At 43.3% G+C, this 26,575-nt stretch carries 20 protein-coding genes; 13 read left to right on the top strand and 7 right to left on the bottom strand.

Annotated features, from left to right (window positions below; genetic code table 11):
• The first annotated feature begins 153 nt into the window (after positions 1-153).
• The 3 genes from V7K67_RS03725 to V7K67_RS03715 all read left to right on the top strand — a co-directional run bounded on the left by V7K67_RS03725 (position 154) and on the right by V7K67_RS03715 (position 3,488).
• Positions 154-828 carry an FCD domain-containing protein gene (locus tag V7K67_RS03725; RefSeq protein ID WP_334730580.1) on the top strand — a complete coding sequence of 225 codons (675 nt, stop codon included), beginning with the start codon at positions 154-156 and terminating at the stop codon, positions 826-828.
• 342 nt (positions 829-1,170) lie between these two features.
• Positions 1,171-2,376 (top strand): phosphonopyruvate decarboxylase, encoded by a 1,206-nt coding sequence (gene aepY / locus V7K67_RS03720; protein ID WP_334730581.1) that lies wholly within the window; start codon positions 1,171-1,173, stop codon positions 2,374-2,376.
• A gap of 8 nt (positions 2,377-2,384) precedes the next feature.
• Entirely contained in the window at positions 2,385-3,488 is a 1,104-nt protein-coding gene (locus tag V7K67_RS03715) for a 2-aminoethylphosphonate aminotransferase (RefSeq protein WP_335165292.1), read from the top strand.
• A 297-nt stretch (positions 3,489-3,785) separates the two neighbouring features.
• On the opposite strand, the gene V7K67_RS03710 is transcribed toward V7K67_RS03715, so the two are convergent.
• The 3 genes from V7K67_RS03710 to V7K67_RS03700 form a co-directional block, all read right to left on the bottom strand.
• The gene (locus V7K67_RS03710; protein ID WP_334730583.1) at positions 3,786-4,136 is read right to left on the bottom strand and encodes a DUF1877 family protein; all 351 of its coding nucleotides are present in this window, start codon (positions 4,134-4,136) and stop codon (positions 3,786-3,788) included.
• Between the two features lie 117 nt (positions 4,137-4,253).
• The gene (locus tag V7K67_RS03705; protein ID WP_334730584.1) at positions 4,254-4,709 is read right to left on the bottom strand and encodes a cupin domain-containing protein; all 456 of its coding nucleotides are present in this window, start codon (positions 4,707-4,709) and stop codon (positions 4,254-4,256) included.
• 435 nt (positions 4,710-5,144) lie between these two features.
• A complete protein-coding gene (locus V7K67_RS03700; RefSeq protein ID WP_334730585.1) occupies positions 5,145-5,924 on the bottom strand; it encodes a cysteine hydrolase family protein in 780 nt (259 codons plus the stop codon).
• 80 nt (positions 5,925-6,004) lie between these two features.
• Here V7K67_RS03700 and V7K67_RS03695 point away from each other — a divergent pair, with 80 nt between their 5' ends.
• On the top strand, positions 6,005-7,426 hold the full coding sequence (locus V7K67_RS03695; RefSeq protein WP_335165290.1) for an amidohydrolase: 1,422 nt from the start codon (positions 6,005-6,007) through the stop codon (positions 7,424-7,426).
• A gap of 71 nt (positions 7,427-7,497) precedes the next feature.
• Here the strand turns inward: V7K67_RS03695 and V7K67_RS03690 are convergent, their stop codons facing one another.
• A complete protein-coding gene (locus tag V7K67_RS03690) occupies positions 7,498-8,151 on the bottom strand; it encodes a response regulator transcription factor (RefSeq protein WP_334709143.1) in 654 nt (217 codons plus the stop codon).
• 55 nt (positions 8,152-8,206) lie between these two features.
• Positions 8,207-9,424 carry a sensor histidine kinase gene (locus V7K67_RS03685; protein ID WP_334709142.1) on the bottom strand — a complete coding sequence of 406 codons (1,218 nt, stop codon included), beginning with the start codon at positions 9,422-9,424 and terminating at the stop codon, positions 8,207-8,209.
• A gap of 499 nt (positions 9,425-9,923) precedes the next feature.
• Here V7K67_RS03685 and V7K67_RS03680 point away from each other — a divergent pair, with 499 nt between their 5' ends.
• From V7K67_RS03680 to V7K67_RS03645, 8 genes are all read left to right on the top strand, one after another.
• A complete protein-coding gene (locus V7K67_RS03680) occupies positions 9,924-10,307 on the top strand; it encodes a hypothetical protein (RefSeq protein WP_334730587.1) in 384 nt (127 codons plus the stop codon).
• A 161-nt stretch (positions 10,308-10,468) separates the two neighbouring features.
• The gene (locus V7K67_RS03675; RefSeq protein WP_334730588.1) at positions 10,469-11,749 is read left to right on the top strand and encodes a S41 family peptidase; all 1,281 of its coding nucleotides are present in this window, start codon (positions 10,469-10,471) and stop codon (positions 11,747-11,749) included.
• Positions 11,750-12,070: 321 nt separating this feature from the next.
• Complete coding sequence (locus V7K67_RS03670; protein WP_334730589.1) at positions 12,071-12,979, top strand: hypothetical protein; 909 nt, start codon at positions 12,071-12,073, stop codon at positions 12,977-12,979.
• A 20-nt stretch (positions 12,980-12,999) separates the two neighbouring features.
• A complete protein-coding gene (locus V7K67_RS03665; protein WP_334730590.1) occupies positions 13,000-13,980 on the top strand; it encodes an RNA polymerase sigma factor, RpoD/SigA family in 981 nt (326 codons plus the stop codon).
• Between the two features lie 617 nt (positions 13,981-14,597).
• On the top strand, positions 14,598-16,187 hold the full coding sequence (locus V7K67_RS03660; protein WP_334730591.1) for an efflux RND transporter periplasmic adaptor subunit: 1,590 nt from the start codon (positions 14,598-14,600) through the stop codon (positions 16,185-16,187).
• Positions 16,184-19,306, top strand: coding sequence for an efflux RND transporter permease subunit (locus V7K67_RS03655; protein ID WP_334730592.1), 3,123 nt, complete (start codon positions 16,184-16,186; stop codon positions 19,304-19,306). The genes V7K67_RS03660 and V7K67_RS03655 overlap by 4 nt, the downstream gene beginning before the upstream one ends.
• 238 nt (positions 19,307-19,544) lie before the next feature.
• Positions 19,545-20,525: a HEAT repeat domain-containing protein gene (locus V7K67_RS03650; RefSeq protein WP_335165286.1), complete on the top strand. Its 981-nt coding sequence runs from the start codon at positions 19,545-19,547 to the stop codon at positions 20,523-20,525.
• Positions 20,526-20,610: 85 nt separating this feature from the next.
• A complete protein-coding gene (locus V7K67_RS03645; protein WP_334730594.1) occupies positions 20,611-23,745 on the top strand; it encodes an efflux RND transporter permease subunit in 3,135 nt (1,044 codons plus the stop codon).
• A 357-nt stretch (positions 23,746-24,102) separates the two neighbouring features.
• On the opposite strand, the gene pgsA is transcribed toward V7K67_RS03645, so the two are convergent.
• Together pgsA and V7K67_RS03635 are read right to left on the bottom strand one after the other, a co-directional pair.
• Positions 24,103-24,624 (bottom strand): CDP-diacylglycerol--glycerol-3-phosphate 3-phosphatidyltransferase, encoded by a 522-nt coding sequence (pgsA, locus tag V7K67_RS03640; RefSeq protein ID WP_334730445.1) that lies wholly within the window; start codon positions 24,622-24,624, stop codon positions 24,103-24,105.
• Between the two features lie 255 nt (positions 24,625-24,879).
• Positions 24,880-25,068 (bottom strand): hypothetical protein, encoded by a 189-nt coding sequence (locus V7K67_RS03635; RefSeq protein ID WP_335165283.1) that lies wholly within the window; start codon positions 25,066-25,068, stop codon positions 24,880-24,882.
• Between the two features lie 62 nt (positions 25,069-25,130).
• On the opposite strand from V7K67_RS03635, the gene V7K67_RS03630 reads away from it, so the two are divergent.
• Positions 25,131-26,552: an aspartate ammonia-lyase gene (locus tag V7K67_RS03630; RefSeq protein ID WP_334730443.1), complete on the top strand. Its 1,422-nt coding sequence runs from the start codon at positions 25,131-25,133 to the stop codon at positions 26,550-26,552.
• The last annotated feature ends 23 nt before the right edge of the window (positions 26,553-26,575 follow it).

The following is a 26,575-nucleotide window of genomic DNA, read 5'->3' as shown; positions in this document are numbered from 1 at the left end:
TGAGTTTTAAAGCTGAAATAATAATCTTTCTTCTCTAATCCCCATGTCCAATGCTCGCCCATCAGTGAGCAGAAAACATGCGCTTCAGTAAATTTACTATTTGATTTTGATAGACTAAAAAATAATTAAGCTTCTAACCAAACCAGAATAATTATGGATGGTTTAATACAAGATAAGCTAACAAAGCTAGCCTATGGGCGCATATTGAAAAACTCACGAAATAATATAATTTGGTCACAAGATAGGTTAGCTCAAGAGTGTTATACCTGTCGAAGGACTATAGTAGCAATCGAAACAGGAGAAACTCCTCCTAATCAAGCTCTTCGAGAGGCATTTGCCAAAACTTTATCTAATCCTCTGCTTGAATACTTTCCACAGTATTGTATTGGACAATTTTGTCAGCGATTAAAAGTAAGATTTAAGTATGAAAAAGAAGCTATAGAATACTTTTTAAAACCTTTAAAAGCAGAAGATTTAAATAGCCTTAAAGAGGTTTATTTCTTATATAAACTAGCATCTAAGGATAAAGATAATCAATTAATGATTGTTTTGGATGAGTATCTTCACACCCGTATTATGAATGCTCATCCTGATGAATATTTAAGAAGGTTGGTAGAACGATATAGACAAGATTATATGGATTTTTTCAAAAGTTGGATTCCCCAACTAAAATTTAATATGACAATTGGACAAAACGCGATCCACGTGGAAATTTTTCAAGCCATACTTGAGCTAAATCAAGAAAAATTAAGTAACGCTATTGATTTACACTTAAGCTATTCTCTTAATGATGTTGAACAAATCATCAAATTACTTAAAAAAGAGTAATTTCTTAGCTTTGAGCAGATTTAATTCTCATTTGAACTTTTTTAAACTCAAGTTGTTTATTATCGTAAAAAGATGAATTCAGTCGGAGTTATCATGAATAATCAAACTAAAAAAATATCGGAACAGCGGAATAATAAAATATAATGCAATACGGTTCAGTTAGAGCCAAAAACCTTAAACTGCCTGCGTAGGTTAGGTTTCGTTCCTCAACCGAACCTATGATTATCCTGAGATTCATCGACGAAGCCCTGAGATTGAGGTTTTGAGTTCTGAAGCCGAAGTAATATCTCTCATCCCATCTTAATCGTCTAAATACCTGAAAATTGCTGTAAATTTTTAATTATGATCCAGGCAGAGGAATTTGTAGAAGCTGCGCGTAATCTTGGCTTTGAGTGGTACACTGGCGTACCCTGTTCTTTTCTCACGCCTTTTATTAACTACGTCATCAATGACGTTCAACTTAGATATATTTCCGCAGCCAATGAGGGGGATGCTGTAGCGATCGCAACCGGAGCCGCAATTGCTGGAAAACCAGCTGTGGTGATGATGCAAAACTCTGGTTTGGGGAATGCAGTTAACCCGCTAACCTCCCTCACTTATATCTTTCGGATTCCGCTGCTGCTGATTTGTACTTTGCGGGGCGATGTCTACGACGGGCTACGCCTACCCAATTTACAAGATGAACCGCAACATGAATTAATGGGGCAAATCACAGATAAATTGCTGGAAACAATGTCTGTACCTTGGGAATTTTTTCCCACAGACGCAGCAGAAATAGAACCCGTTCTGCAAAGAGCCACAGCCTACATGCAGCAAGAACGCCGACCTTATGCTCTAATTATGCGTAAGGGAACAATTGCTCCCCATACACTCACCCGTTCTTCTATCCCAGAACGAGAAAATAGTAATAGCACTCATATTCAGCAAAGTTTTTTTGGCGATCGCAAAGAACAACGCATTTCTCGCAGCCAAGCATTAGCTAGGATTGTGGAACTTACCGATCCAGAAAACACTGTAGTAATTGCCACCACGGGATATACGGGACGGGAACTATTTGCTAGTAAAGACAGCGCCAATCATCTTTATATGGTTGGGTCGATGGGTTGCGCTTCCTCAATGGCATTGGGACTATCTTTAGCACGTCCAGACCTCAAGGTAGTAGTAATTGATGGCGATGGGGCAGCATTAATGCGAATGGGTAATTTTGCTACTATCGGCACTTATGGCGGTGCTAACCTAATCCATATTCTTTTAGATAACGAAGTCCACGATTCCACAGGCGCACAAGCTACCGTCTCTGCGGGTATTTCCTTTGCCAAGATTGCCGAAGCCTGCGGTTACGGCCTTACATTAGCTGGAGACGATCCCGCCCTTTTAGATGCTTTATTTACCATAGATACCAACACCAGACCTAAATTCGCTCATCTGAAAATCCGCCCTGGAACTTTAGAAAAGCTACCCCGTCCCAACCTCACCCCAGAAGCAGTTTTGCAACGCTTCATGAACCATATTGGTTCTAACTGGCAACTCCTAACTCCTAACTCCTAACTTTGGTAATGATTTTACTAAACCCCGGCCCCGTTAATTTGAGCGATCGCGTCAGAAATGCCCTGTTGCGTCCCGATTTATGTCATCGTGAGGTGGAATTTTCCCAACTTCAAAGCAGAATCCGCGAACAATTACTTCAAGTTTATGGTCTTGAGAGCGTAGGCGTAGCCCAACCTAGGCATCGCTGGGCAGCAGTTCTCCTCACTGGTTCTGGTACCGCCGCGATGGAAGCGATGATCAGCAGTTTAGTACCCACAGACGGGAAATTACTAGTAATTGAAAACGGTGTATATGGCGAACGACTATCCAAAATCGCCAAAATCCACGGCATTAATTACATCACACTTTCCCATCCTTGGGATGCTGAAATAGATATCAACGGTTTAATCAAACTCCTGGATGAAAATACTGATATCACCCACCTCGCTGTCGTCCATCATGAAACTACTACCGGTCGCTTAAATAATTTGGCGGAACTTGCCCCAATTTGTCAAGAACGCCGCATCAAGCTACTAGTGGATGGAGTTAGCAGCTTTGGTGCTGAAGAACTAAATTTTACAGATTGGGGAATCACCGCTTGCGCTGCGACAGCTAATAAATGTCTGCATGGCGTTCCTGGAACGTCCTTTGTGATCCTGCAACGGGATGCACTGCCGTCAGTAGACACAATTCCCCGCACCTTATATTTAGATTTAGGAACTTATTGCCAGCAGCAAGACCGAGGTGGCACACCTTTTACGCAATCAGTACAGACATTTTATGCTTTAGCAGAAGCTTTGCAAGAAATGGCAGAAGCCGGAGGATGGCGTGCTAGACACAGCTATTACAGCCAACTTGTAAACCTAGTCAGAGATGGGTTAGCCTCAATGGGAATTAAATCTTTACTTCCTCAAGGAATTTCATCTGTGGTTTTGAATGCCTACTATTTACCAGATAAATTCAGTTATGAAGAATTTCACGACCAACTCAAAGCAGAGGATTATGTAATTTATTCTGGACAAGGAAATTTAGCTCAATCTATTTTTAGAGTATCGACAATGGGAGCTATTACTCACGCTGATATGGAACGATTTATTAGTGTTGTTCAACAAATTATTTCAAAAAGACATTAAAAAGTAAGGGATTGTTATAGCGGTTCCCATTCAGATGCGGTACAAAATTATATCGCGAGTTGTAGGGGCACAGCAGTGCTGTGCCCCTACGGGTGTACTTCACGCTTGTCGGGAAATTTTATATGCCGCTTGTGTTCGACAACCCTAATCTAATCGAATGACAAAAGTACTATATCGCCCTCTTGTGCTGCTACATTAAAAAACTGAATTAACTGAACTTGTAGTTCTAGAAAATGCGGCTCCATGTATACTCTACTCTGGTGAGATCCAAGCAGATTGTCAAGACGCGACTTGAAGTCATCCTCTGACTATGTAATTTAACGCCTCATTTATCTCATTAACCTCACTTCTAGTCAGATAACGTACCATACCATAGATAGCTTCCCAAGGCGTAGCTGAACCGCCGATAAATACTCTATGCAGCAACGTATCACCCTTGTTGTCACTATCGTATGGAAAATCGCCTGTAAATAGGAAGTGAAGGCAATACTGCTCGGATAAGCAGGGGAAGCAAAACTCAACGCCAGCCTCCATTTCTCCCCCTGCTTGCCTCAACCAAGAAATTCCAAAACCTACGCAGTATTGGAAGTGAAGGGACTGCCAATGCTTATCAAGATTTAGATAGCGATCGCTATTTATAATAGGCATCAATTTCTTCATCCGTTTCTAAGCGATCGCCAAAATAAATGCTTTCGCTGCGCTCCTGCCTCAAAACCCGTAGCTTTATACTTCATGCAAAAGAAAACTGCTGTATTAGGAATTATTTTAACAGGGCATCAAAGCATTTAATCTCCCCAGCACTGCCATATCTTCTGCATCTAACTCTGACGGAATGCCACTGCGAATCAATTCTGAAAAGTCTTCATTGGGAACCATAACAGTCAAAGTGTACAGGCGAGTAGAACCAGTGTTTTTAATCAAATGAGTTCCGGTGGGAGGCACTAACAAACTATCCCCAGCTTTGATCATGGCACTCTTGCCGTCACACATAGCGATCGCTTCCCCTTTGAGAACAAAAAACATTTCCACCGCCCACTGATGGCGATTTGGGGGTGTTTGTCCACCAACATCAAAAATTTCTATGCAGCAAGTCAAGGAAGTATTAGCATTTATCGAATCAAAAATGATTGCTAATCGATTAGTGTCGTTAGGACTGATGCGATATACTTGATAATCTTTGGGAGATTTAATCACCGGAATTACACAACGAGTAGCGTACATTTATTTATCCCCTCTGAAGTTATCGATGGGTATGAAAATTCCTAAAATCCAAATTCTGAATCACAGAATTTTGGATTTTAAATTATCGAACAGAATTCAGTAGTCAGGAGTCAGAATGGGCTAAACGCCCCGCTATCCATGTACAGAATGAATTTTGACCGAAAAGGCGGATGAATAACCGGGTTTAAGACCCCCACCAAATCTGCGATTTGGTGGTCAACAAGAAAGTCGCGGGTTTGAATCCCCGATTGATTGATTCTGACTCCTGAATTCTGACTTCTGAATTCTTCTTCAATCAATCCAGAATCCAAAATTTAAAAATGTCTGATGACAAGCGAATTTAAACACCAGAACAAATCTCAAATTCTTGATCTAAGAAAGAGTATTCATATATGGGATCAATCTAAAATCCCAAATGCCAAATCCAAAATCGATTCACTCCTCACTCTTTTGCAGCGCTGTTAAAATTGCTTGCGATTCAGCAACAAAACCGAAGCATTGTTTGACGTTATACAATGTCGCCTGCCAACAATATTCAGGAGAAGTAGTAGCGGTACAGTCTTTAACTAAAACGCAATCATATCCTAAGAAGTTGGCATCACATAATGTGGTTAACACACATTGATCGGCATTAACACCAGCAAAAAATAATGTTGTCCTTCCCAGATTCCGCAAGATACTATCTAATGGCGTATCCCAAAACCCACTCATGCGGTATTTATCCACACGAATATCTTCGGGAAGCTGTTCTAGTTCGTCTACTACTGCCGCAGCCCAACTACCTGCCATGAGTACTCTAGCACCATTGCTCGGCAGTGGATCGCCCAATCCCACACCCTCCCCTGTGGGATTATAGACGTGACGCGAACTAGCACTAATATTGAGCAAGTCGGGACGATTCCCCCAATTTACCCAAATGACTGGAACACCAATCTCACGCAGTTCGGGAAGTAAGTTATTCAAAGGTTCAATGGGCTGACGCGCCGGAGTTACATCCACGCCGATATGCGCTAACCAGCCATCAGGGTGACAGAAGTCGTTTTGCATATCAATGACGAGGATAGCAGCTTTTGCCAAGTCTAGATGCAGGGTTTTTGTTTCTGTTGATAAAATAACGGGTTGTGGGGTCTTTTGAGGACGAGTGATATCTGCGATCGCATGATTCACTGTCCACGCATTTGGTGATACTCCCAATGTCCGAAAAGGCAGATTCATAAAATTGCAATATCCTACACCATTTTCTATTTTTAACTTGAAATTCAGTCAAGAATGCAATTGCTTAATCAAGGTTAAATATGTTAACTTTCACCATCCAGAATGTTTTGATTGCTATCAGTGATGATTATGCAACGGTAGATGTACAGGTTGTAGATGGTAAAATTGCAGCCATTTCCCCCAATCTACAAGTAATTGGGACTGTCATAGATGGCAAAAATAAGCTACTGCTACCTGGCTTTTTCAACGCCCACACCCACTCATCAGAGATGTGGCAGCGGGGAATCATGTCAACGTTCCCTTTAGAATTATGGTTGGCGGAACTGTACGATTTTGCCCCCCTCGATCCCGAACAGGTTTATCTCAGTGCCCTGGGTACTGCGGTGGAAACCTTACTTTCTGGCGGGACGAGTGTGGTAGATCATCTGGTGTTAATTCCCGGACTTGAGTTAGAAACCATCGCCATTGCAACTCGCGCTTACAGAGAAGTGGGAATACGCGCCTTTATCGCCCCCTTAATTCAAGATGAATCCCTTACCGTAGGTATCCCATCTGGGGAATCAACCCAAACCCATGAACCGTATTTTCGCTCAACTGCGGCAACCTTGGAAATCATCGAAGAGGCAGTGAGACAGTTTCATCGCCCAGATGAGGGTGTGAGTATTTTAGTTGCACCAACAGGGATACAATTGTGTAGTGATGCTTTGTTTGCAGGATGTATCGAGTTAAGCGAGCGCTACAATCTTTGTCGTCACTCCCATTTACTCGAAACTAAAGCACAGGAAAAACTCGCCCAAGAAAAGTACGGTTGTACTGCTGTAGAACATTTGAAAAGAATCGGATATTTGAGCGATGCCTGCGGCGGGCTACGCCAACGCACAACTCTAGCCCATTGCATCTGGTTAAATGATACTGATATCGCCATCCTCGCCGAAACTCAATCTACAGTTGTTCATAATCCCTTAAGTAACCTGCGTTTAGGCAGTGGCATCGCCCCAATTTTAAAATATCGCCAAGCTGGAGTAAATGTAACTTTTGGTTGTGATGGGGCATCTAGTAATGACTCTCAAGATTTACTAGAAGCGATCAAAATTGGTTCTATCTTACACAATGTTACAGACTCAGATTATCAACACTGGATTACACCCCGACAAGCAGTAGAAATGGCATCTTTGGGAGGTGCGAAAGGATTGAATCTTGCAGATAAACTCGGTTCTTTAGCTGTCGGTAAACAAGCCGATTTGGTACTTTATGACCTCACCAATTTATCATTACTACCGCGGACAGATCCCATTGGGTTGCTAGTTTTAGGGCGTCCTAGTAATGTTGTTGATAGTGCTTGGGTGAATGGTAAACAAATTGTTACCGATGGTAAAGTGACAACAATTAACGTTGATAACTTACGACAAGAATTATTTAATCGCAGTCAATGGGAAACGAAGCGTAAGTCTAAAACCGTCGCGCAAATTGAAGCACATTATCGCACAGTTATGGGTTTATGAAACACAATTTAAAATTCAAAATTAATGAAACAGCCCGGCCTCTGGAAGGGGTGAGATTCCCGCCGATTTTCTTAGAGATTCTTAAGTCCACCAAACAACGAATGGGCAAACAAAGCGGCTTGAGTGCGATCGCGTAAACTCAACCGACTCAGAATATTGGTAACATAATTCTTCACAGTGTTTTCTGAAAGAAACAACGATTCAGCAATTTCGCGGTTATTGGCTCCACAAGCAATTAACCGCAATACATCTAATTCTCTGGGTGTGAGTTGCGCCAATTCTGGAGGGGGTTGCACAGACGAGACAGGGGCAGCAATCGGCGTGAGTGCTTTCTCAAACAATCCTGGGCCGAGTAGGGTTTGTCCCTTGTAGACGGATCTAATTGCCAACATTAATTCATCTGGTTCGGTGTCCTTGAGCAAATAGCCCTTTGCACCCAGCCGCATCGCCTGGAAAACATACTCATCATCATCGAAGGTGGTGAGGACGAGAACCTTAATGTCAGGATATTGTTGAGCGATCGCTTTTGTTGTGGCAACTCCATCCATTACGGGCATTCGGATATCCATTAGCACAATATCGGGGTGCAGTACGGCAATCTGTTCCAGTGCCCGTTGCCCATTCTCCGCCTCACCGATTACCTGCATCTCTGCATTCGACTCAAGCATACTCTTAAGTCCCTGGCGAATAAGATGCTGATCGTCAACTAATAAAATCTGAATCATAACTGAGATTGGGAGTAGGGAGTGGGGAGTAGGTAATTCAATTACTTGAAAAGCCCTATAACAAAAGCTTTGATAGTGGCAGAGAAACAGAAATACAGCAACCTGTTCCTAATTGACTATAGAGATTTAACTGTCCGCCCAGTGCAACCGACCGTTCTCGCATCCCTTGTAGTCCAAACCCGGTTGTATTTTGAGTGGGGTTAAACCCTTTTCCATTATCTTCGATTGACAGATGAATCATCCCCGCGTGAGCCAGTAGTTTAACAGTGACACTTGTCGCCTGAGCGTGTTTACAAATATTTGTCAGCGATTCTTGCACAATCCGATATAGGGCGGTATTTACTTCTGTTGGTAAAATGTGTGGTAGATCAATTTTACAGGAAGGTTCAATACCTGTGGTTTGCTGAAAATCTGTCAGCAGCTTTTCAATGGCTGATTTGAGAGATTGCCCTTGCAAAGGATTTGAACGTAAGACAGAAAGCGATCGCCGAATTTCTAGCAGCGCCTCAGCCCCCAGTTCTTTCGCCTGTTTGAGAAATGTCAATGCTTTATCATTATTTGATTGCCAAAACAACAGAGTGTTATTAATTTGAATGGTTTGGGCGGCGAGAGTATGTCCTAACCCATCATGAATTTCGCGGGCAATGCGGTTGCGTTCTTGCAAGGTTGCCTGATCTTCAATTCTTAGTGCATACTGGCACAGTTGTTGATTGATGATCTCTAATTGCTGATGGGCAATTTCTAATTGCTCTCGACTTTGGCGCTCTGCAAGTAGGGCATTGATTAACAATAAAGCGAATACTAACGTTAAGCTAAATAATAATATATTACTTAATCGCCAATCCCAAGACATGGCGATCATTTTATCTCGCATAAAATTCTCAGGTACAACGGGTCTTGATAAAAGCAGTGTTCCATGAGAGAGCAAAGATAAACCCAAGACAACCAACTGTCCCGATCGCTTAAATATCAGACAACTCCGCATTACCAGTACCAGACACAGCAGCAAAACGCAGCGAGGAGATAAGCTATGTTGAGTCGCTGGTAGCCAAATTAAACCTAATTCCAGGGCTGTATAAAGTAATTTTGTTTCCAGCTTCACCATTGGTAGTCTCAAGCCCATCAAGCTGAAGATGGCGATCGCCATAACTCTTAGCAGCAACGACCAAGACAACTCAAACGGCAGCAGAACTTCCATGAACACTGCCGTAGCCAATAACAGCCACTCTAGGTAAAGCAATAAACGAAACGATGGGTAGGTCAAGCTAACCATAGAACTATTCCAACTTAATGGTCTTTGTGATAAAACCATAGGTATTTTCACAATTTTAGAGGTAAATAGTTGAATAAGTCTGATATCTCGGCGCTGTGGATGATGCTGACTTTTCACGATATCTGAAAAACCTCTCTCTAGATTTCTCTCCTTTTAGGCTACGGTGTACACACGAGTCTGAAATAGCTGAAATTTTCCACACGATCTGAATTGCCAGGTGGATAATGAGACTCTTCTTTCTATATAACGAATCTATCTCTGGCATTGCTAGAGCCGTTCCGACTGATTAATTATTTCTAAATTAGGAAAAAAGTCACAATCACTTGAGTACTTTTTTACTGGTCAGGTTAGGAATTCTAGCTCATGTGCAAACCCATCGCAGCTTTTAAGATTAGCTGGTGTGAGTAAAGTAGCAACTTCTCAAACATCTTCTAAACAGTCATAAATCGAAATTGAGTCAGAACAGTCGTATTACATACAACAAAAACAAGAGAAGTAAATGATTAAAAAACAGATAATTTTACCAACCCTGCTACTTGCAACTATCCTCATTGGAGGAATGACAGGTTGCAGCAATTCTAAATCTCCAGATGTGTCTCAAGGAAATGACTCTGGCACAAAAGTATCTGATACTTCTACGACAAACTCTCCAGCATCGAATACGCCAGAACGCGCTCAAAAGCGTGAAGAAATTCGTAAGCAAATTGAGGCAGTTCTGACCCCAGATCAGGTAAAGGAATTGTCAACGAAATTACAACAAGGTGAAAAAATGCGTAAAGCAGTGTTGAGCCTGAATCTAACGGCTGAACAAAAGACTAAAATTCAGGATATTTTTAAGACTGCCTATCCCCACCGGAAAGGTAAATCTGAAGATAATTCCTAATAGTTTGAACAAAACAGAATTCAGGATTCAGTCGTCAGAATTGGCTAGACCCCGCTACGCTGACAGAAGCCATTATCTGCGACTGAAGATATTCAACCCTTCATTGATTGCATTCTGAATTCTGGATTCTGTATTCTGTATTCTTTTTCAAGAGTTAAAATATGTTTACACAAAAATTGCTCGTCAAGATAGAGCTAGCTGTTATAGCAGCAATATTTGTAGGAACTAGTTTCTACGGTTCTAAAGCTTTCGGTAAAGCCCAAACTAGCCCTCAAAAACTTGTAGAGGAGGTGTGGCAGATTCTAGATAAAAATTATGTTGATGTCAGCTTTAACCATCAAGATTGGAAAGCAATTCGACAGCAGTATCTTAGCCGTTCCTATAGTTCTAATCAACAGGCTTATGGGGCGATTCAAGAAATGGTGGCGAAATTAGGCGATCGCTACACCGAGTTTTTCGATCCCCAGGAATTTCAAGCCCTAAATAACGACATTTCTGGCAACCTCAGTGGTGTAGGGCTGGAACTGGCACAGAATGAAAAAACGAAAGCTTTAACCGTTATCGCCCCGATCGCCGGAACGCCTGCTTTTAAAGCGGGCATTTTGCCAGACGATATAATTGTCCAGATTAATGGTCAAATAACTCAGGGGATGAAAATTGAGGATGCCGTAAAGCGAATTCTCGGCCCAGTGGGAACTAAGGTAGTACTTACAATTCAACGGGGTAGCCAATCGCAAACTTTCAACCTTACCCGCGCCAATATTGCCATCTATCCTGTAACTTACAACACCCAAACAACACCAGCAGGTAAGATTGGTTACATTCGTTTACCAGAGTTTACCGAAACTGCCCCCGCAGAGATGCATCGAGCAATTGAAGCATTAGAAAAACAACAGGTGCAGGGCTACGTTTTGGATCTGCGTTCTGATCCGGGTGGACTGCTGGATGCAAGTTTGCAAATTGCCAGTATGTGGTTGAAGCAAGGGGCGATCGTGTCTTTGGTAAATCGAGATCAAGTTAAAGAGAGCTACAATGCATCGGGACATCCTCTCACCAACAAACCCTTAGTGATACTGGTCGATAAGGGATCTGCTAGTGCCAGTGAAATTCTATCGGGAGCGTTGCAAGATGATCATCGCGCCACGTTAGTCGGGACTCGCACCTTCGGGAAAGGTTTAGTTCAAGCCGTAGAGCCACTGGAAGATGGCTCGGGGCTGAAATTAACGATCGCGAAATACTACACACCAAAAGGTCGAGATATCAATCATATCGGCATTGCCCCAGATATTACCGTAGAGTTAACCGAGGCGCAACAGAAAGCATTACTACAAAACCAAACCTTGGGGACATTAGCCGATCCTCAGTATGCTAGCGCCGTTGCTGACCTGAGCAAATTAATTCAGTCGGGGGCCAATCATGTGAGTTTGCAGAGTGGAAAATAAGTATACAGATACTTTTGACAACATCTACGATCGGACTCCTATTTGATTTTTGAAAAAACTTAGTACACTTTTATTCCTTCTTCCCCGTTCCCTGTTCCCTTCCTACGCAGATAATTTCAGCAATCAAAGCGGATTACTATATCGTCAATAAGTCATGATAATTCGTAACCCGTAATTCGTAATTATTGACCCAGGCATATTATTTCATCAATAAATTGATTTGCTCTGTACCCTCAATTAATTACGAATTACGTTAGCGCAGCGTTAGTAACGCCGGAGCGTCATTACGAATTATTTCGTCAGGAACTGTATCTTTCGATCATGTCAACCCACAAAGCCCAACGACTTCAAATTTGTGAACCAGTACCAGGTCTGAAAATCCTGGTTCAACTCAGTAACACTCCTTTAGTACGGACGGTCATAGCTACTATTACTGGTCATCAGCTAGCGATCGTCGGGCTTGTATTTGTTGCCACTCTAGTTTTTTCTATGCGGGAAAATGCCCCCTGGCTGACAGTACCGAAACAGGTAGCGATTGAATTCTTTTCTGCCGTATCTCAATCCCTAGCTGCTTTATTGGGGGTGTTAATTGTTTTCCTCACCTTTACTAGTCAGTTGATCGCTCAAAGGAGATATGAAGACTACTATACACTTCAGATTCAGATTGACCAACTCATTCGTCTAACTCAGTCTCTTCCTTCTGAACTCAGTAATTTTGATGAAACTCTGATAGCACTGATTAACTATTTAGTTCCCTTGCATTTAAAGGATTTCCCCATTTGGGCAACTAGCTCCCAAGTGCTACCTTGGGACAAGCTTTTAGATAATTTCAAGAATGAACATGAATTGATGCAGGTGCAGCAAAAATATTCCTTAGCTACCCATCTGCACCGACAACAAATTTCACTTGTCATCAATAACATGGAAGAAATACTGGAGAGATTTTCCAGACTTTACAATCGCATTCTGGAGATGAGCCGTTTCATTCTCGCGATCGTCAAGTTGTCATTTCTTCTAGGAGTTTCACTCCTTTTTTTGCTGTTATTTGGCATTATCGATTTACAAAGGGAGTTTCCCGATCTCAGCCTACCTGTAATTGTTTCTCTAGCAATTTGGGTATTGATTGCTCTTTTGGAGCTAGTACTTGATACCTGGTTTTTTTATAAAAACCTCTATGGCTCATCGAGTCATTATCTGCGCTTTTTCCCGAATAAAAAATACCCTAATTAATAGGCAGAGGCTCACTCACTATGAGTAACTTAACATTATCAGACACCAAATCTAGTAACACAAGCAAAGCATCTCAATCTCCACCTGATACAGTACGTGCTTATCTTCAAGAAATTGGACGGATACCTTTGTTGACCCAGGAGCAAGAAATTCTTTTTGCTCAACAAGTTCAGCTGATGATGAAAATACTTGCTGAATCAGAAAAACTGACTATTGAATTAAAGCGTACACCGACACTGGCAGAATGGGCTAACCAGATGCAGTTAAGTGAACAGGAACTACTTCATCAGCTAAATAAAGGGAAAAAAGCTAAGGAGAAAATGATCGCGTCTAATCTCCGGCTTGTGGTGTCAATTGCCAAGCAATATCAAAGACGGAACTTAGAGCTATTGGACTTAATTCAAGAAGGTACTTTGGGTTTGGAGAGAGGGGTTGAGAAATTCAATCCGGCTTTGGGATATAGATTTTCAACCTACGTTTACTGGTGGATTCGTCAAGGAATCACCAGAGCGATCGCCCAGCAAGGACGGGCGATTAGATTACCTATTCACATCAATGAAAAGTTAAATAAAATTAAGCGTGTTCAGCGAGAGTTATCTCAAAAACTGGGTCGCGTTCCCACCAGTACAGAAATTGCTAATGCACTTTCTTTAAAGCCTAGTCAGATTCGAGAATTTCTCCTTTTGGCTCGTCAAACTATCTCTCTAGATATTCGAGTTGGGTCAGACAGAGATGTAAAATTAGAAGACTTGATAGAAGACTACAGATATTCTGAAAATGGCTATACTACTGAACAATTTCTCAATCAGGAAGTGGAAAACTTATTGTCAAATTTGTCTAAACAACAACAAGACATCTTAAACTTGCACTTTGGCTTGACAGATGGAAACGAACTTTCTTTAGAAGAAATTGGTCAACGTCTGGGTATTAGTCGGGAACGAGTTAGACAAATAGAAAAACAAGCTCTACAACTTCTATATAGGCAGCTAAACAAGTGTTGAAGAGGGCAGGGGGCAGGGGGCAGGGGACAGAGGCGGGAGGTTTTACCTCTGTTGGGGATAGATACCCGACGAGAAGCAAGCTACAGATCTCTCCTATTGGGAGAGCTACCAAATTGAAAATTTGGTGGGGTCTTAAACCCAAGACATATTCGGTCGAGGTATTTGAGAGATAGCAGTTTTCCTCCTGCCTTCCTCGATAAATAAACACAAAATACATACAATTCAATATCAAAGGATTTAAAATGATTAAATATTTCGATTATGATTCTTTAAAAGGTATTGAACAATACTATTGGTTTAATTTCAACTCGGCAAAATCAGCTTTTTACAAGGCACATCGAGCAAACCGGAAAAGACTAATTCTTCAGATGTGCCGCCTCAAATAAAACTGGGAACAGCGGGAGTTGAGGTGTGAAAAAGCAGAGGAGCAGAGGAGCAGAGGAGAAAAACCACGCCACTTGCGGGTGGGGCTTCAACCAAGGAAGCTAGGGAGCAAGGGAGCTATCGCGCCACTTGCGGGCGAAAGCGCGTAGCGGGACGAAGTACGGCTTTGAACCTTATCTTTTTCGTAAATGGGTTCACTGTTTTTAATAAACTAAAATGCATTGGAGGTTCTGATGAACCATGAAATTTCTAACCAGAGTTTGACTGATAACAGTATAGAACCGGAGCTACCACGATCGCCAAAAAAGAAAAAGATTACTTGGGTAATTTTAGGGGTGATATTGCTGGGTGGGCTAGTTATTTTGGGTATCCATGCGGGTGCAGCCAAGACAGAGAAAACTGAAAAATCTGGTCGTAATAAGCAGCAAGTGACACCTGTAACTGTGGCAATGGTGACACAAAAAACGGTTCCGATACAATTGCAGGCGATCGGTAATGTGCAATCGGGGTCTACGGTATCGATTACGCCCGAAGCCACTGGCCGGATTATTGGAGTTTATTTCAAGAAAGGTCAAGATGTGAAAAAGGGACAACTTTTGTTTACCATAGATGACCGATCGCAAACTGCTGCAATCCAGCAAGCTGAAGGAACTGTCGCCAAAGACCAAGCCTCGGTAGAACAAGCAAGAGCTGCATTAGCTAGAGATTTGGGTCAGGTAGACCAAGCTAGGGCCACCTTAATCAAAGACCAAGCCTCCGTGCGACAAGCCCAGGCGACTGTGATTAAGGATGAAGCACAAGTAAATTTTGCTCAGGGACAGAGCGATCGCTATGGTGCATTGTACAAAAAGGGCGCGATCAGCTTGGATACAGCACAGCAATATGTTGAAAACATCCGTACAGCTCAAGCAACCTTACAAGCAGATCGAGAAGCGGTCGCTAATGTTCAGGCTGTTTTGAAAAGCGATCAAGTGGCGTTGACTAATGCTGGTGCAGTTGTCAAGGGCGATCAAGCTGCGATCGCTAATGCTCAAGCTGTTGTTCGTTCCGACCAAGGAGCATTAGACAATGCCAAAGTGCAATTGTCTTACTCCAAAATCTATGCGCCAATTGATGGTCGTGCTGGGAATGTTTCGGTGACTCAGGGTAATGTGGTGCAAGCTAACAGCAGTGCTTCGCTGACTCAGGGTAATGCCCTGCAAACCAACAGTACAGCTGGTACGACTAGCAGCACGACTCCACTTGTCACCATCACCCAAATTCGCCCGATTGAAGTTGCTTTTTCCATTCCTGAAACAAATCTACCCCAAGTGCAAAAGTATATGCGGAATGGCAAGCTGAAGGTAGATGTGACATTCCCCAATCAAAGTCATTCTACACCAGGTGTTTTGACATCTGTCAATAATACGGTTGATAACACCACGGGAACAATTCAACTGATTGGCCAATTTGACAACGCTCAAGGAAACTTGTTTCCTGGTCAATTTGTGAACGCAACGCTAACGCTGACCGAAGAACCGAATGCAACAGTTGTTCCCTCCCAAGCCGTGCAGAATGGCCCCGATGGACAGTTTGTTTTTGTAGTTAAGCCCGACATGACAGTAGAAAATGTGCCAGTTACAGTTAGCAGCACCATTGATGGACTAGATGTGATTCAGAAAGGGCCGCAACCCGGCGATAAAATTGTCACCGATGGTCAAGCGAATCTCGTTTCGGGTAACAAAATCCGCATCAAAACAGCCGGCAATAACTCAAATGCCGATGGAAATTCCTCGAAATCAAGAAGAAATAATGCGCCGAAGTCTGGCGGAGGTGATTCATGAACCTCTCAGAACCATTTATCCGTCGCCCGATCATGACGACTCTGGTGATGGCAGCGATTTTGATCTTCGGTTTCATGAGTTATCGCTTACTGCCAATCAGCGATTTACCAAGTGTGGATTATCCCACAATTCAGGTCAGTGCTTCCCGACCGGGAGCTAGCCCCGAAACGATGGCAGCATCGGTTGCGCGTCCCCTAGAGAAGCAATTTTCCAGTATTGCGGGACTCGATTCGCTCAACTCAACTAGTACTCTGGGACAGACTCAAATTACCCTACAATTTAACCTGAGTCGGAACATTGATGATGCGGCGCAGGATGTGCAAGCCGCGATATCAGGAGCATCGGGGCAAATTGCGACGGATTTACCCAATCCTCCTACCTACAGTAAGGTTAACCCCGCAGATCAACCGATTCTCTACCTTTACCTAGACTCTCCCACACTGCCCCTTTCCCAAGTAGACAATTATGCCGAGACTTATCTGGCGCAAAAACTATCTACAATCAATGGGGTAGCACAGGTAGCTGTCTACGGTTCCCAAAAGTATGCGGCTCGAATTCAACTTGATCCGCAGGAATTGGCAACGCGGCAAATTGGGCTAGATCAGGTGGCGACAGCGATTCAAGAGGGTAACGTCGATTTACCTACTGGTAGTCTTTCGGGAAATCACAAGAATTTTACAGTCCAAACTAACGGGCAACTCCAAGATGCGGCTGCTTATCGTCAGCTGATTGTGTCTTATAAAGATGGTGCGCCCATCTATCTTTATCAACTCGGTCGGATTATTGACAGTGTAGAAAATAACAAAGTAGCAAGTTGGTACAACAATACCCGCGCCATTATTCTCACCATTCAAAGACAACCCGGAACCAATACAGTACAAGTCGTAGATACAATTAAGAAATTACTCCCGAAATTGCGAGACCAGATTCCAGCATCCGTGGAAATCGGGATTCTCTATGATGCATCTCAGTCAATTCGAGATTCAGTAGATGATGTCAGATTTACGTTGATTCTGACGATCGCTCTAGTTATCTTAGTAATTTTTATATTTTTGCGGAATCTCTCAGCCACGGTGATTCCCAGTTTGGCGTTACCCGTTTCGCTGATTGGCACCTTTGCGGTGATGTATTTGCTGCACTACTCACTAGATAACCTATCGTTGATGGCATTGACCCTTTCGGTGGGCTTCGTCGTGGATGATGCGATCGTTATGCTAGAAAATATCGTCCGTCATATCGAAATGGGGGAACGTCCGGTAGAAGCAGCGTTGAATGGGTCGAGAGAAATTGGTTTTACCATCCTATCGATGACCCTTTCCTTAGTTGCAGTCTTCATTCCCATGTTGTTCATGAGTGAAGTACTGGGACGATTATTTCATGAATTTGCTGTGACGATCGCAGTGGCAATTCTCGTCTCTGGTTTTGTGTCTTTGACTCTGACTCCCATGTTGTGCAGCCGTTTTCTGCGTCCTGTAAATCATGCTAATCAAAGTCGGTTATATCAAGCTTCCGAATATGTCTTTGATCGCTTCCTTGGTGTGTACGATTGGAGTCTCAAAAAAGTCTTAAAATATCACCGCACCACGATGATTTTATCTGTCTTTCTATTGGCGGTGACTGTTGGGCTGTTGATGATAGTTCCCAAAGGCTTTATTCCTAGCGAAGATACCGGGCAAATTACAGGCATTACCCAAGCAGCCCAGGATGCATCCTTTGATAATCTTGTCCAGCATCAGCAGACAGTTGCTAACCTGATCCGTCAAGACCCAAATGTGGATGCAGTCAACTCCAATATTGGGGCGGGAGCGAGTGCGAGTGGCGGTGGGGCAGCAGTTGCAGCCAATTCTGGAAGTTTGTTTATTCGGTTAAAACCGCGATCGCAACGCCAACTTGGGGCTGACGAAATCGTGCAAAATTTGCGAACCAAACTCGCCACTGTTCCAGGTATCCAAGTATTCTTACAAAATCCCCCAGCGATTCCCATTGGCGCTCAACAAAGCACAGGACTTTATCAGGTAGCACTCCAGAGTTCTGATGTCAAACCCTTGCAGGAATATGTTCCCCAACTTGTTGCCAAGATGAAGGAGATGACAGAACTCCAGGATGTTAACAGCGATTTACAGTTTGCTTCCCAAATTAAAATTGACATTGACCGCGATAAAGCGTCAACTTATGGTATCACCGCCCAACAAATCGAAAATACCCTGAGAAGTGCCTACGGTTCTTATCAAGTATCAACAATCTATGCAGCAACCAATGAGTATCAGGTGATTTTGGAATTAGCACCCCAGTTTCAGCAGGATATCAATGCTTTGTTGACATTATACATTAACTCCAGTACAGGAGTTGCAGTTCCTCTCAAGACATTCGCCAAACTGTCTCAGGGAGTCAGCCCGTTAATGGTCAATCATAACGGTCGGATGAACGCTGCTACCATTTCCTTTAACCTCGCTCCTGGTGTGGCCTTGGGAAATGCCAACGAAGAGATTGAAAAAGTGATTAATCAGGTGATTCCTGCCAGCATTAGCACCAGCTTTCAGGGTGCAAGTCAGGTATTTCAAAGTTCACTGCCAAGTTTGGGTTTATTGTTAGCGATCGCTATCCTCGTAATTTATCTGATTTTGGGTGTTCTCTATGAGGATTTTATTCACCCAATTACGATTCTTTCTGGTTTGCCGTCAGCAGGTTTTGGGGCATTGTTAACGCTGATAATATTCCATGTGGAACTCAATGTTTACTCCTTTATCGGCATAATTCTCTTGGTGGGCATCGTCAAGAAAAACGGGATTATGATGGTGGACTTTGCTATTGTTGCCCAGCGAGAAGAAGGGAAAAAACCGTCTGAGGCGATTTATCAAGCCTGTTTGGTGCGTTTCCGCCCAATTATGATGACGACAATGGCAGCATTAATGGGAACCTTGCCGATTGCGATCGGATTTGGGGCTGGCTCCGAATCCCGCCGTCCTCTAGGGATTGCAGTTGTAGGTGGGCTGGTGTTTTCTCAGATATTGACCCTGTATTTAACACCCGTGTTCTATATATATATGGAATCATGGCGGAAAAAGCTCAGTCAAGTTAAGTTCCGGCGGGTATTTTCATTTTCAGGCGGGCGATCGTAATGTTCAATCATCTGAAAACGAATGGCACTAAGTTAAGACACAGCCCTTGCCCTAACTGGTTCCCAGCCTGGGGGGACTGCCACCTCCTCTTTCTTGATCAGAGGCAGCAGCCCCTGGGAATGTATTCCCAGCCTGGAGGCTGGGAACGAGGCTACACAAGCTTTCGAGCTTTTCTTAGTGCCATTCCATCTGAAAACCAAGACTAAATCTGATTTTCTCAATTATGAATTAAACACTTATGTCAGATATTAAAGATGCATTAACCCGAATTCATTACTGGTTTAAAGAAAATCATCCAGCAAAGATTGCATCATTGGCATCAGGTTTAAGTCCATTAGAAATAGATAATGTGTTGAGTACCCTATCTTTTAAAGTATCCAAAGAAGTTCGGGAAATTTATGAATGGTCAAATGGATACCCAATGGATGGCTGTGCAGATGATTGGATATTTTATCCTATGTTTCTTCTAAGTTTAGATTCAGCAGTGTCAGAAGCTCAAACTTGGGAAGAGGAACATGAAGAAATAGCCCTGATGTATAAGTATGCGGGTAAACCTGTCTTGCCAGTCTGTATGTCAGATGTCGAGTTTTTAGCAGTTGTCGCAACGGATGATGAACAAACAACTTCTCCTGTAATTAATATCTCCGAAATTGTAGAAATTTCACTGCGATACACCAATTTAACAGCCATGATGTTGACTCTAGCGGAATCTTATGAGGCTGGGGGATTGTTCATCGATTGCAAAGGTTACATAGAGAAAGATGAGAAAAAGTATGCTGCTGCATATCGAAAATACAACTCAGGAATTACAGACTTAGCTCTCGAAAGATTTCTGAAGATATTTCCTGAAGATTCCTCTTGGCAAACCGTACAACTACTTCATAATGACCTATATATGAGCAATAGCTATGGAATAGAAATTCCCCCAAATAATCTGAAAAATAAAGTAGTTAATACTCTTCTGAATCTGCTGCAAGACGAAAAATATGATTCCGGCTTTTCTGTAGTATTAGTACTCGAAGAACTCCGAGCAGTAGATGCCTTAATTCAAGGACTTCAACACCCTAGCAAATGGGTTCGGAGTCGGTCGGCCTTTGCTTTAGGAAAAATCAAAGCATTTGAGGCTGTGGAGTTTGTATCGCAGCTTTTAGAAGATCCAGATCCAGTTGTTAAAGAAGCGGTGAAGGAGGCGTTAGATATGTTTAAAAATCAAAGATAGAGTTATTGCACTATTACAGATTGATCAAATTCACATTGAAATTATATTTAGCGATCGCTACCACATTTCTGGGAGAACAAAACCCATGAACCTTTCAGAACTCTTCATCCGTCGTCCAGTCATGACCACTTTGGTAATGATGGGTATCCTCATCTTCGGTTTGATGAGTTATCTACTATTACCCATTAGTGCGTTGCCTAACGTTGAATATCCTTTTATATCTGTCTCCGCTAGTCTCCCTGGTGCCACCCCGGAAACAATGGCATCTTCGGTCGCTGCACCTCTAGAAAGACAGTTTACCGAAATTGCCGGACTCAATTCATTTAATTCCACCAGTTCCACAGGCAGCACCAGCATCTCCCTACAATTTGACTTTAGCCGGAGAGTGGAAGATGCCGCCAAAGATGTACAGGCAGCCATCTCAGCCGCAGCCGGACAACTGCCCGCCGGAATGCCTCACCCGCCCACCTACCGCAAAGTCAACCCATCTGTCTCACCGGTTCTCTACCTCTATATGTATTCTGAGACACAGCCAATCTCGACAGTAGATGAATATGCAGAGGTAACAGTTGGTCAGCCCATCTCGATGATTGATGGTGTTGCTCAGGTACAGGTCTATGGTCAACAGCAATATGCAGTCCGCGTCCAACTTGACCCGCGAGAGTTGGCATCAAGGGGAATTGGTCTAAGTCAGGTTAAAACTGCCATTCAACAGGGAAATGTTGATTTAGCAACCGGCAGTCTCTCTGATACTTTCAAAAATTATACGATTCAGGCGAACGGTCAACTTACCGATGCTGCCGGCTATCGCCAGCTAATTGTAACTTACGCCAATGGTGCGCCTGTGCGGCTCAAGGATTTGGGGGACGTGATTGACAGTGAACAAAACAACAAAGTCTCGAATTTGTATAACGATGACAAGGTGACAAACCGCCATTCTGTTGTTCTCGCTGTGCAGCCGCAACCAGGTGCTAACACTGTAAATATCGTTGATGCTATCCAGAAACTTTTACCTACACTCCGCGAACAAGTTCCCAAATCTATTGAAATGGGGATTATGTACGATCGCTCCCAAACCATTCGAGCCTCTGTCAACGATGTAAAATTTACCTTGGTTCTCTCGATTTGTCTAGTTGTCTTGGTGATTTTCTTATTCTTGCGTGACATCACGGCAACGCTGATTCCCAGTTTGGCGCTACCTGTAGCCATCATTGGTACTTTTGCGGTGATGTATCTGTCGGGCTTCTCCCTAGACAACATCTCACTCATGGCCTTGACCCTCTCCGTGGGCTTTGTCGTGGATGATGCGATCGTGGTGTTGGAAAATGTCGTCCGTTATCGGGAAATGGGCGATTCTCCCCTAGAGGCAGCATTGAAGGGATCAAAGGAAATCAGTTTCACAATTTTGTCAATGACCCTCTCCTTGGTGGCGGTGTTCATCCCCATCATGTTTATGAGTGGAATCATCGGTAAATTATTTCATGAATTTGCTGTTACCATCGCTGTGGCAATTTTGGTTTCGGGTTTTGTTTCCCTCAGTCTCACCCCCATGTTGTGCAGTCGTTTCTTAAGTTCACCCCATCAGCAAAGACCAAATCGGCTCTATCAATTTTTAGAAGGGGGATTTGATTTACTACTGCGGGGATATGATTGGACGCTCAAGCCCATCTTAAAATACCGCTTGATGACACTCATTGGTTCTGGGATTCTGCTAATAATGACCGCCTATTTGTTCGTCATCGTTCCCAAAGGATTTATCCCCACGGAAGACACCGGACAATTGATGGGGAACACGAAAGCCGCGCAAGATATTTCTTTTGATGATATGCTGCGTCACCAGCAAACGGTTGTTGAGATTATTCGTAAAGATCCCAATATTGAAGCAGTTGACTCCATTGTGGGTGCAAGTGGCCCGAACGGTTCAGTCAACGGTGGGCGAATTACCATTCGGCTCAAGCCACGCGATCAACGTCAACTCAGTGCTGACGAAATCATTCAAGAGCTAACCCCCAAATTGAGACGTACAATTGGGATTAAGACATTCCTCCGCTCTCCGCCAGCTATTCCCATCGGTGGTCAACAGACTAATTCTACTTATCAGTTCACCTTGCAGAGCTTGAATTTACAAGACTTGCGCCAATACGTTCCTAAACTTCTAGATAAAGTCAAAACCCTACCAGGACTCCGGGATGTTGACAGCGATTTACAACTCAGCACTCCCCAAATCGAAGTCGAAGTTGACCACAACAAAGCCGCAACTCTTGGGATTACCGCCCAACAAGTTGAACAAACCCTCAGTGCTGCCTATGGTTCCAGCCAGGTTTCTACTATCTATACTCCAAATGACCAATTTTATGTAATCTTAGAAGTGAAACCGGAGTTTCAGCGAGATCCCAGTGCCCTATCGATGCTCTATGTGCAATCGAGTACTGGTAAACAAGTACCCCTGAGTGCGATCGCTAATATTACCCAAAATGTCGGTCCCCTCACCGTCGCTCACGTTGGTCAACTCCCGTCTTCGACTATCTCTTTTGACACTCTCCCAGGAACGTCTCTCAGTCAGGCTACAGATGCCATCAAGGAAGCAGCTAGTGAGGTGTTACCCTCAACAATTACCCCCAGCTTTCAGGGTTCAGCCCAGACCTTCCAACAGTCCTTCAATGATTTAGGGACGCTGTTGTTGGTGTCTATTTTAGTCATCTATCTGATTCTCGGTATCCTCTATGAGGATTTCATTCACCCAATCACCATTCTTTCTGGTCTACCTTCGGCGGGTTTTGGCGCATTACTGACGCTGCTGATTTTCCAGGTTGATTTAAATCTTTACTCTTTCATCGGCATCATTCTGCTAGTGGGTATCGTCAAGAAAAACGGCATTATGCTGGTGGACTTTGCCATTGAAGCCCAGCGAAAGGAAGGTAAAAATTCCTATGATGCCATCTATGCCGCTTGCTTGACTCGCTTCCGCCCAATTATGATGACGACGATGGCAGCTTTGATTGGCACACTTCCCATTGCTTTGGGGACGGGAGTTGGTTCCGAAGCGCGTCGTCCTTTAGGGATTGCGATCGTTGGTGGATTGCTGTTCTCTCAGATATTGACTCTCTATTTGACTCCAGTGTTTTACATTTACATGGAGGCATTGCGGAAAAAGCTTGGTCAACCGAAGTTTTACCGCTTTTTCTCGAAAAAGAATTCAGGAGTCAGAAACCAGAATTAAGAGTCAATAACTCAGGGCTAAAGCCACTGAGCTTGCAAGAGAAATCAAGCAAGCTGTGTTGACCAGTCTAAGTCAAAACTTGACTACGTTTTTTGAGTCACGACACCCCGGAATGCGTAGCTAGTTCCTAGTTCAAGGAATTAGTTATAAAGCCTGTAAAACTATCCACAAAAAAGATGGTTATGGCTACTCAAGCTAAAAAAATACCACGGCGACTAAAGTCGCTCGTGCCGCTTACCTCTCAGGGCTAAAGCCGCTGAGTTTCCCGCATCCCGCGAGGTTTTATGAATTTTGAACGAAAGAGTATTCAATAATTCTGACCTACCATCGACCACTTAATTAGAATATATTGTGGTTTCATTCTTGTTCGGTGCTGGCTTTTTGGGGCAAAAGATAAATACCCCCAGAGATTAATGTTAAGCCTACAGAAATCCAAAAGGCAGTTAGGGAGGGAGTTTGCCAGACTTCAGGTAGGGGGGCGATCAAAAGTGCGATCGCCACTATTTGACTAACAGTTTTGAGTTTACCCCAAATATTCGCCCCGGTAATTGTCGTTTGATTCACCCGCCAACCAGCGATCGCTAATTCCCGCGCTAAAATCAAAAACACTCCCCAAGCTGGCACTTTTTCTAATTCAATAAAAACCAGCAACGGTGCAAGTACCAGAAATTTATCCACTAAGGGATCAAGAAATTTACCCAACTCACTAATTTGGTTGAGTTTGCGCGCTAAATAGCCGTCTAACCAATCAGTTAACGCCGCAATGATAAAAATCGCCAAACATATCCACCTAGCTTGTGTTGTGGGGTTATACAAGCCATAAAGCAGAAATGGTACACCCAGAAGACGCGAGAAGGTAATCCAGTTGGGTAGAGTCATAGAGGGGATGAGGGGGATGAGGGGGATGAGGGGGATGAGGAAGACAAGGAAAACAAGTAATTTTTCTCCCTAATCTCCCTCAGGGCTGATTCATTCCATTTCAAACAGTATTTGTCAAGATGATTAGCGAGAAAATCGTAAGTAAGGGTGACTATGAGATGAACATTTAAGCACTTAAATATCAGTACAATAGTTCATTCTGTCGGCACGCTGGTAACAAAATAACCAATTTTTAATCGCTATAACCGTTGATTTTTAAAGCTTTTTGTGGAATGAATCAGCCCTGCTCATCTCCCTCATCTCCTTCATCTCCTTCATCTCCCTCATCTCCCTCATCTCCCTCATCTCCTTCATCTCCCTCATCTCCCTCATCTCCCTCATCTCCCTCATCTCCTTCATCTCCCTCATCTCCCTCATCTCCCTCATCTCCCTCATCTCCCTCATCTCCCCACTTTCTCCCTAAGCGTGGGAAAATCTGTTTTCTGAAGCTCTTTTAAAAGAATACTATGACTCAATACACAGACTCCGAATTTCGCATCGAACGCGATTCTATGGGCGATCGCAAAATTGCTAGTAGCGTTTATTACGGTATTCAAACGCTGCGGGCTATCGAAAACTTCCCCATTAGCGGCATCAAGCCTTTACCTACTTACGTAGATGCGGGATTGATAATTAAAAAAGCTACAGCAATTGTCAATGGTGAACTGAATTGCATTCCCCAAGATATTAGTCAGGCGATTGTCCAAGCAACTGATGAAATCTTAGCTGGGAAGTTTCGGGATCAATTTGTCGTAGATGTTTATCAGGCTGGTGCTGGAACATCCCACCACATGAATGTCAACGAAGTTTTGGCAAATCGCGCCTTAGAAATTCTTGGTGAAGAAAAGGGCAATTATAAACGTGTTAGTCCTAATGACCATGTTAATTATGGACAGTCTACCAATGATGTGATCCCTACGGCAATTCGCATTGGTGGATTATTGGCATTATCTAAGACATTACACCCAGCAATAGATGGTGCGATCGCATCTTTAGAAAATAAAGCTGTAGAATTTCAAAATATCGTCAAATCTGGCAGAACCCACTTACAAGACGCAGTACCCGTGCGTTTGGGTGAAAATTTTCGGGCTTGGGCGCAAATCCTTACAGAACATCAAAACCGGATTTACACCGCCTCTGGAGATTTGATGGTGCTGGGTTTAGGAGGTAGTGCAGCCGGAACGGGTTTAAATACTCATCCTCTGTATCGCGCCCATGTGGTAGAAGTTCTCTCAGAATTGATTGATACTCCTTTAGAACCTGCACCCCATCTGATGGCAGCTATGCAAAGTATGGCGCCATTTGTGAACGTTTCCGGTGGGTTACGCAACTTAGCGCAGGATTTAGTCAAAATATCTCACGACTTGCGGCTGATGGATTCGGGACCAAAAACTGGTTTGAAAGAAATTCAACTCCCTCCGGTACAACCCGGTTCCTCGATTATGCCAGGGAAATATAACCCAGTCATGGCAGAGATGACATCAATGGTATGTTTTCAGGTGATGGGTTATGACAGTGCGATCGCTTTAGCTGCACAAGCCGGACAATTAGAATTAAATGTGATGATGCCACTGATTGCCTATAACCTAATTCACAGTATCGAAATTTTGGGTAATACCATCGCCGCACTCACCGAACGAGGCATTGAGGGAATTACTGCCAACCAGGAACGTTGTTTAGCTTATGCCGAAGGTAGTTTAGCTTTAGTAACCGCACTCAATACCCACATCGGTTATTTAAATGCCGCAGCTGTCGCCAAAGAATCTTTAGAAACTGGTAAATCCCTGCGGCAGATTGTCCTAGAACGAGGATTGATGAGTGAAGCAGACTTAGCCACAGTGTTAAATCTAGAACAAATGAGTGGTATCTTACCACTCAGAACAGAATAATATTTATGGGGAATTGGGCATGG

Origin of the sequence: Nostoc sp., from assembly GCF_036917155.1 — a bacterium.
Classification (GTDB): domain Bacteria; phylum Cyanobacteriota; class Cyanobacteriia; order Cyanobacteriales; family Nostocaceae; genus Nostoc.
Note: the sequence above shows the minus strand (reverse complement) of the source record. Positions and strands in the feature narration are given on the sequence as shown.